General features: G+C 45.7%; 3 protein-coding genes. 1 reads left to right on the top strand and 2 read right to left on the bottom strand.

Annotated features, from left to right (window positions below; genetic code table 11):
• Positions 1–827: 827 nt before the first annotated feature.
• Positions 828–1928, bottom strand: a complete 1101-nt coding sequence (gene trmA / locus ACMHXE_RS02835) for a tRNA (uridine(54)-C5)-methyltransferase TrmA (protein ID WP_101057776.1) — start codon at positions 1926–1928, stop codon at positions 828–830.
• A gap of 165 nt (positions 1929–2093) precedes the next feature.
• On the opposite strand from trmA, the gene murI reads away from it, so the two are divergent.
• Positions 2094–2897: a glutamate racemase gene (gene murI / locus ACMHXE_RS02830; protein ID WP_101057775.1), complete on the top strand. Its 804-nt coding sequence runs from the start codon at positions 2094–2096 to the stop codon at positions 2895–2897.
• A 5-nt stretch (positions 2898–2902) separates the two neighbouring features.
• Here the strand turns inward: murI and ACMHXE_RS02825 are convergent, their stop codons facing one another.
• Positions 2903–3352 (bottom strand): RNA recognition motif domain-containing protein, encoded by a 450-nt coding sequence (locus ACMHXE_RS02825; RefSeq protein ID WP_039036161.1) that lies wholly within the window; start codon positions 3350–3352, stop codon positions 2903–2905.
• Positions 3353–3720: the final 368 nt, after the last annotated feature.

Below are 3720 nucleotides of genomic sequence, written 5' to 3'. Positions count from 1 at the left end.
CAGGCTTGGAACGACTTCGTCAGCAGTACAGTACAAAGCGAGTGATAAAGATGTGCACCAGAGACTGGGCGAAAGTGACTGAACTTTAATGCGGATTGGTATGAGTCGCACTAGTGTTAATGCTTGGGTCACAAATTACAGTGAGGCTGTTTGCTTGTCACTTGGATCAAGGTCCAATGTATCGGACAGCCTACGTATTGGTCGGCTGCATGGTAATCCTGGATAAAAGAGGGATATCAGTCGGAAAGTTGTGCGAAGTATTTAGAATGTCGCGTTCTTCAGTCGCCGGGTTCAACTCCTTGTCGGCTTTATCTCTGCCTGCGCCTTCGTCAAATCATGCTGTTTCTTCTTATCAAAACCATACTTCTTTACCCTAGGCATGCAGGCTATGGTTGGTGATATCTAAGCAATGTGCAACATCTGCGATGGAATGGCTACGATCAACAAACTTTTGACCGTTCCAACTTTGCACTCTTCAGGTAACGTTTACCACTCAATGACCACCTATCTTTTCAGTTATTTTATCTAAGGAAGGTGCGAATAAGCCTTCATAACGTTCTCTAGTGTAGTAAAGCCGATTACTGTGTAAGCTCCGAAAATCGTGGCTTACAGACCAGTCTGCTGTGTTGTGTTTCTAGCAAAGGACTAAGGCTATTTGCTACGAACCACGCCTTGCATTTAGTCATGTAAGCCAACGCAGTGCATACATGGGACTTATTCGCAGTTTCCCTAACTGAGAGGTGTCTAGGAAATCAGTGGCTATTCACTCCATATTTCACGCCGTACCTTGAGTTATTCTCGTTATAGTATGGCAAACTCTGAAACCCTTATTTAATGCGCTCTAGCAGTACGCCTGCCTCCATGTGGTCGGTATAAGGGAATTGATCAAACAAGGCAAAGCGTTTGATTTCGTGAGTTTGACTCAACTGTTCGAGATTATCGGCCAGGGTTTGCGGGTTGCAGGAAATATAGAGGATGGAGTCATAACCCTGTACCAAGTTGACGGTCTCGGGATCCAGGCCGGCTCGCGGTGGGTCGACAAAGATGGTATTGCAGTCGTAACTTTTGAGATCAATTCCCTCTAGGCGTTTGAAGCTACGCTCTCCCGTCATGGCCTGAGTAAACTCTTCGGCTGACATACGGATGATTTGCAGGTTCTCAGTGCCGTTTTGTTTAATATTGTATTGAGCGGAATCGACCGAGGGTTTAGCTAACTCGGTGGCCAGTACCTTGGTGAAATTCTGCGCCAGCGCAATGGAAAAGTTGCCATTGCCACAATAGAGTTCAAGTAAATCGCCGCTACTGTCACGGGTACAGTCTATAGCCCATTCAAGCATTTTGGTCGCTACTTGGGCATTAGGCTGGGTGAAACTGTTTTCCACTTGTTTATAGATGTATTCCTGCTGGTTGACTTGCAGACGTTCGATTACGAAGTCTCTGTCCAAGACAAACTTCTGTTTGCGGGCTCGGCCGATAATATCGACCTTGAACTCTTTCTCGAGTCTTTGTTTCAACGCCTTGGTTTCATTGAGCCAGTTATCATCCAACTGTTTGTGATACAGCAGTGACACTAAAATCTCGCCGGACAGAGTAGAAAGGAAGTCTACTTGAAACAGCTTGTGTCTCAGTATGCTGTTAGGGCGTAATTCGTTCATCAGTACCGGCATCAGCTGATTGATAAGGGCACTGGCTGGCAGGAATTGATCACAACGAACCTTGGCTTGTTGTTGTTGGTCAAACATGTAGTAGTAGAGGTCATCTCCGTCATGCCAAACTCGGAATTCTGCTCTCATACGGTAGTGTTTCTGTACCGAGGGAAACACCTCTAATACCGGCGGAGTGAAGCGGGCAAAGGCCTGTTCCAGCTTGAGACGCTTTTGTTCCAACTGCGTATCATATTGATTGGGGTCCATTGCTTCTAAATTCATAATATTCACTCTTGGCTTAAAACCGGGGCGCAAATATTATACTACGTGGCGCTTATGTCCAGTTTCATTCCTTTGTGCTTTTATTCAAGCTGTGAAAAAATAAGATCTCATCTGCTGTCGTGGTTTCAAACCATGACTCGTCTTAATATCGTTTAGAGGCTCAATTTGTCACGTCCCATACTGGTTTTTGACTCAGGCATAGGTGGCCTATCGGTGCTTAAAGAGATCCGTAAGCTATTGCCGCTGAGACAGTATTGCTATCTGTTTGATAATGCGCGCTTGCCTTATGGTGAGCTCGCGGAAGCCGAGTTGGTAAACGGATGTGTGGATTTGGTTACTACTATGGCCAAACAGATAGATGCCGCGATAGTGGTCATCGCCTGTAATACAGCCAGTACTTTGGTTCTTCCCGAGTTGAGGGCTCAACTGACGATTCCTGTTGTTGGGGTTGTACCGGCTATCAAACCTGCTGCGACTATCTCCAAGCGAAAGCATATAGGGTTATTGGCCACACCGGGAACTGTGAAAAGGGCTTATACCAAGGAACTGATCAATCATTTTGCCAGCGACTGTCAAGTGGAACTCTTTGGTTGTTCAGAGCTGGTATTGCTAGCAGAGGCCAAGGCGGCTGGTCAGGCCATAGATATCGCAGCAATAAAGAAGTTACTGCAACCGGTCATCTACAGTGAACTGGATGTGCTTGTGCTTGGTTGCACTCACTTTCCTATGCTAAAGCCTGAGCTACAACAAATACTGGGTGATTATGTTGAACTACTGGATTCCGGCGAGGCGATTGCGAAGCGAGTGAAGAGTCTGCTGCAATATCAGCAGGAAACCGCTGACTTAGATCAACCAAATAATGAATGGGCTTTTTATACCAGCGAGATGATTACTGAAGGATTGAAATCAACGCTGGCCGAGTATGGTTTTGCTCAAACGGCCAAGACCTCAACCAGCGTGATGACGTAGGACTTCTATTCCTGCTTATCTGAATCTTGCGATTTGGCTTCACGTACTTTCAGAGTACGCTCCTGAAAGATGAAGTCATTCAGTTTGGTCATTGCTTTTTGAGCGCCGGACTCTGACATTTCCACAAAACCAAATCCTTTACGTCTGCCGGTTTTGCGATCTCTCACTAAACGAACAGAATTCACTGGGCCGTACTCCTCAAACAATAACTTTACTTCAGTGTCGTGTGCTCTGTAAGGGAGGTTACCTACGTAGAGAGTCATGGTTGGGCCATTGTAAGTTTCTTGTCCTTTAGCTTGAGCCTGACTTGGACTGGATGTGAATGCATAAACTGCAGCAGCAAGGAGTGCACCAACAGGGAAGGCCAAAAATGCAGGCAGTTGAGGCATGAGCTGGTATATCGCAAGCGCGCCCAGAATGGCGATGCCCAACACAATCAAAAATGACTTTTGCATAAGAAATGTTCTCTGTGAAGAATAATTGATAAATTACTGTTAAAAGCGATGACTATGGTAATGAATTATTTACCTTTAAACCAGACTGACGCCCAAAAAATGACCTTTGCTCTCATTTTTAAACATAAGCAGGACCTTCAAGCTAAGTTTTTTATTCAAAAAGGCTATTAAATGGCCTTCGAGGTTAAAAGGTAGGCGCTTAGTGTAAGGAGGAGTAAAAAGCTCTTGCGCTATTGGCTGGCCTCCCTATAATGCGCTCCCACTGACACGGCGCAGCGGCAACGCGAAAGACGTGACAGGGTCGAAGAAAAGAGGCTTTTGAGTCCTTTCAACGACAGGCGAAAAAAGATGGTAAATACCTCTTGACG

The organism is Shewanella sp. BJSY2023SW007 (assembly GCF_047314525.1).
Lineage (GTDB): Bacteria > Pseudomonadota > Gammaproteobacteria > Enterobacterales > Shewanellaceae > Shewanella > Shewanella chilikensis.
The sequence above is the reverse complement of the archived record's forward strand: the minus strand, read 5'-3'. Positions and strand labels throughout refer to the sequence as shown.

Bases quoted from the DNA above. Each gene is read 5' to 3' on its own strand.
- ACMHXE_RS02825 (WP_039036161.1), bottom strand. From the start codon at position 3,352: ATGCAAAAGTCATTTTTGATTGTGTTGGGCATCGCCATTCTGGGCGCG.
- trmA (WP_101057776.1), bottom strand. From the start codon at position 1,928: ATGAATTTAGAAGCAATGGACCCCAATCAATATGATACGCAGTTGGAA.